Raw genomic sequence first — 3,911 nt, 5'->3', positions numbered from 1 at the left:
CAATCCCCTCTTGCCCAAATGGGATATTCTTATCCGACCTGCCTCATAGGTATTTTGTTTCTTGGAGATCGCCTAAAGCCATTGGGTTAGGTGGCACGACTCCAGCCGTAAGAACGTGTAAGTTGGGCATAACTTGTTCTACTGCTGCCTGAAAGTCGGTTCCGCCAACGAGGACGTGGCTCAAACCCTCTACATTCGTTTGCTGCCAAATATGGTGTTGGATCGGAGAGCGGAGGTCGGCATCAATTAATAGTACTCTGCGTCCTAGCTGGGCGATCGCGACGGCTAAATTAGCACAAACGGTCGATTTGCCTTCTTTGGGTACTGAACTCGTCACGACGACAGCTTTGAGCGGACGATCTAAATTCAAAAACCGCAAGTTAGCTTGTAACATGCGATAAGCTTCCGCTGTCAACGAGCGAGGGCTATTTCTCACCGCTAGTTCGGGAACTGGACAATCTTGCTGTCGTTCAGGTTTCAATTTGATGAATTTACCAAGTTGAGGAATGCTACCAATTAAGGTATAACCAAACAACTGCTTAATTTCTCTAAGTGTTTTGATTGATGCGTCGCTCAGTTCGAGTAAAGTAATCGTGGCGATCGCCAGTAGTATTGCGGCGATTCCTCCTAAACCGAGAGTCATCACTCTTTTACCCAATAAGGGAGTTTCTGGCACTAATGCTGTTTCAATAATGCTGGCGTTACCAATATTTCTGTTTTGCTCTACCCGTAGTTCTTGCAGTTTTTTCAGCATTAATTCGTAGGTAGCTTGGGCGGCTCTGACTTGTCGCTCTAACTCCCGTTGTTGCTGCTCTAATTGCGGTAAAACTGTCGCTCTTTGCCTGTAGTTCGTTCTAGCTTGAGCTAAAAATTTTAATCTATTAGACAAACTGAGGCGTTCGACTTCCGCTCTTACCAAGTCTTCAGCCAATTTTTGTTGCAACTCGCCTGCTTCTAAATTGCGATTCGATACCTGCTTCGAGTTGCCCAACATTTGTCCTATGCGTCCTTCTAACAACTGTTTGAGGGCATTCCGTTTTTGTTTTAATTTTTGGACTTCGGGGTATGTGTCTTCAAAACGAGTTTGGAGGACAACCAAATCGCCTTCTACCCGTTGTAATTCTGCCAGGGTCTTTTGTATTCCGGGGGACTCTTTGAGAGAATTAATCGGTACGACATCTTGGGAAGTGAGGGCAATTTCTTTTTGCAGTTTTGTCGCTCGACCTTGAGTTTGTACGAGTGCTGCTTCTGCAAGTGTGATTTGGTCTTGTAGTTCCTTCAGCACTTCTACAGCTGAGATAGCTTCATGTTCTAAGCTAACGATTTGGTGTCGTTCCTTGAAACGGCGCAAACTAGCTTCAGATGCCCGCACCGTGCTTTCTGTCTGCGGCAGTTGCTTGACGATAAAATCTTCTGCGGCTGAGGCTTCGGCACGGTTACTCTGAATGTTGTAATCTACATAGGCGCTCATCAATTTATTGACGACTGCTGCTGCTTCTTGAGGATCTTTACTTTCGTATGCGACTTGCAACACGTCAGTAGCGGGAATATTTTTCAGTGTCAACTGGCTAATCAGTGCTGTCGGTTTGAGCGGCTTACCTTCCTCATCTTTAAGGGTGAGAGCAGCGATCGTTTTCTGTGCCAGCGGGATCGAACTGACGATTTCCGACTCGGTACTCACCGGATTGCTCTCAGCGCTGAGCGGTTCCAAGCGCGGCTCGTACTTTTCAGGGTTGAGACTAGAAGTCTCGCTGGGCTTTTTGAGCAAGAGCTTGCCTTCTGCTTGGTATAGCGGCGCTTGCAAAAGGGTTACGATTGTTGAGAGTCCTAAGACAAAGCCAAATACCCCTGCTGCTGCCAACCATCGTCGTTTGATGGCTAACTGCAAGTTTTGCAAGTTGATGTCTACGGCTTCTCTAGATTCCACTCTAGATTCCATAAGCTAATGGTAAGTTGCTGCTGATTGAGAGCGAACGTTTCGCGACCGGAGATATTTCTGGCGCAAGTGCTACTGGGAATAGGGCGGGTGGCTAGTTGAACTGTGCCGCGATCGCCACTCGAATGAGGGACTTAATTGTTAACGAGAACGATACTTTCTTGGCAGTATATCACTATAAGCATAAATGAGATCGGCTTTCAGGGTAACAAATACAACTAGGGTAATTCAACCTTTTGCGCTTTTAATCCCGAATCAGCGATCGCCTGTTGGCACTGTTGTCGATTTCGATAGCCTGCAAATAATTTCCGTTTGAGCCTACCGATCGTAGCGATCGCCTCTCCACTGGGCGCGCAGGGTAATATTATTGCATCTTCCCGTTCCGAAAACATCAATAGTAGCTGCCTAATCCGCTCTCCATCAATTCTTTCCCGGGGATGGAGGATCAACGCCGAGCGAGCTTTATACATTAACCAGTCATGCTGCCACTTACCACCTACCGCAATATCCAAAGCAAAAGCTGCTTCCGGTAGGCGATCGAAAAATGCTGGTGAGTTAGTATCGCCGCAAAATAATAGGTGATCCATGCCCAGCGTGTACCAATGCGACTGCTGGAAACGTGGGGTGACAATTGTTGGATTAGCTTTATAAGCAGCAGCTTTATAGGGAGGTTGTTGTATTTCTGGGACGACTGATTTAACTTCTTTATCTATATTTAGGGACGGGTCTTCTTCTGGTTGAGCTGCTGCCGATTTGAGAGAATGTTCGATGGGAGAATTGGGAATTTGCTTCAGCTTTTCTTCAGTAACGGCTTTCAAAACTTCTTTATGCGTGACTTTACTACCCGCATTAGCCTGTTGAATAAATTTGTCGCGGATTGCATCGGGAGTCGAAGGCGAAGCTAAGCGATAGAGCGCGGATGGCTCGATGATCATCTGTGCAAATTTTGCATAAGGAAATGCTTCGTATACATAAATAAAGTTGTATGCCGTGCGCCGACTCCACCCGAATTCAGCTCTCAGCCAAGCATCGAAGTAGCCATGTCCTTTTAGTTCTGCTCTCACCTCAACTAATTTCTTCCCAATGTCCCATATATCTTGAGCTGTACGCTGCAAGCGCTCCTTCAGCTCTTTAGTTCTTTGCTGAACGAGCGAACGGTTTTTCTCACTTAAAACTCTGTAATCGAAACCTGGCTCTAGCTCCATTTGTTTAGATTGTTTAGATTTGCTTGGCTTGCATTTGTCGATCCGAGTTTATGACCTTCGATTAATTTGTTGACGCTTATTTGTGATATTTTTTAGAGATTCTGTTGTAGAAAATGATACAAACCTGATTTGAGTCAAAAGGAAGTTTTAAACACATAAGTTAAAAATTCAATCGCAAAAATAGACATTAAATTTATTTTAGAATTTTCAGCCGACGATGGATAGAGATCGCTAGCATAAACCGATACTAAGAATTTAACGACGACCATTTTATGCCTTAACTATGGGGGTTTAGGTTTATCAAGTCGAAAACGTTACGATAAGTTAAGAATCTTTTTTAATTTATTGCTTGCGAAATTTTACGGAAAATTGAACCAAGGTTGGGGTAAGTTATCACGAATTATCCGTGAAATTACGGTTGACAATATCCAAACGACGTTCGGGTCGAAGATCTGTCCTGCACCAATTCCATCGCCGTTCCCCCTTACCCGTTGTCCGTTCCCTCGAACAGATAGTTAGGCATGACATTTAGGGATAGATTACATTCAGGGCTAAATACTGGTTGCAGGTTGAGTGCGATCGCCCCTCGCGCTCAACAACAACTACATAGCACAAGTCACACCAACAGCTACAAATACGGTTTCATGAAGCGATCGCAAGATGGATAGAAAAATGGGTTGCGTAATTCCACCTAGTACTACAGTTGTAGATAATTGTTAGAATAGGATAGAAGTGCGATTGCGATTGCTGTGATGTTTCAACAAGCTTTA

The 3,911-nt window shown here is 44.8% G+C and carries 3 protein-coding genes; 1 reads left to right on the top strand and 2 read right to left on the bottom strand.

The window, feature by feature from the left end; translation table 11 throughout:
• Positions 1–43: 43 nt before the first annotated feature.
• Entirely contained in the window at positions 44–1,939 is a 1,896-nt protein-coding gene (locus DSM107010_RS37200) for a GumC family protein (RefSeq protein ID WP_241994495.1), read from the bottom strand.
• A gap of 215 nt (positions 1,940–2,154) precedes the next feature.
• On the bottom strand, positions 2,155–3,141 hold the full coding sequence (locus DSM107010_RS37195) for a DUF3102 domain-containing protein (RefSeq protein WP_015154405.1): 987 nt from the start codon (positions 3,139–3,141) through the stop codon (positions 2,155–2,157).
• Positions 3,142–3,662: 521 nt separating this feature from the next.
• On the opposite strand from DSM107010_RS37195, the gene DSM107010_RS39190 reads away from it, so the two are divergent.
• The gene (locus DSM107010_RS39190; RefSeq protein WP_158631977.1) at positions 3,663–3,809 is read left to right on the top strand and encodes a hypothetical protein; all 147 of its coding nucleotides are present in this window, start codon (positions 3,663–3,665) and stop codon (positions 3,807–3,809) included.
• Positions 3,810–3,911 lie beyond the last annotated feature (102 nt).

It is taken from the genome of Chroococcidiopsis cubana SAG 39.79 (assembly GCF_003991895.1).
GTDB classification, from domain to species: domain Bacteria; phylum Cyanobacteriota; class Cyanobacteriia; order Cyanobacteriales; family Chroococcidiopsidaceae; genus Chroococcidiopsis; species Chroococcidiopsis thermalis.
This window is presented reverse-complemented; position numbering and strand designations above follow the sequence as displayed.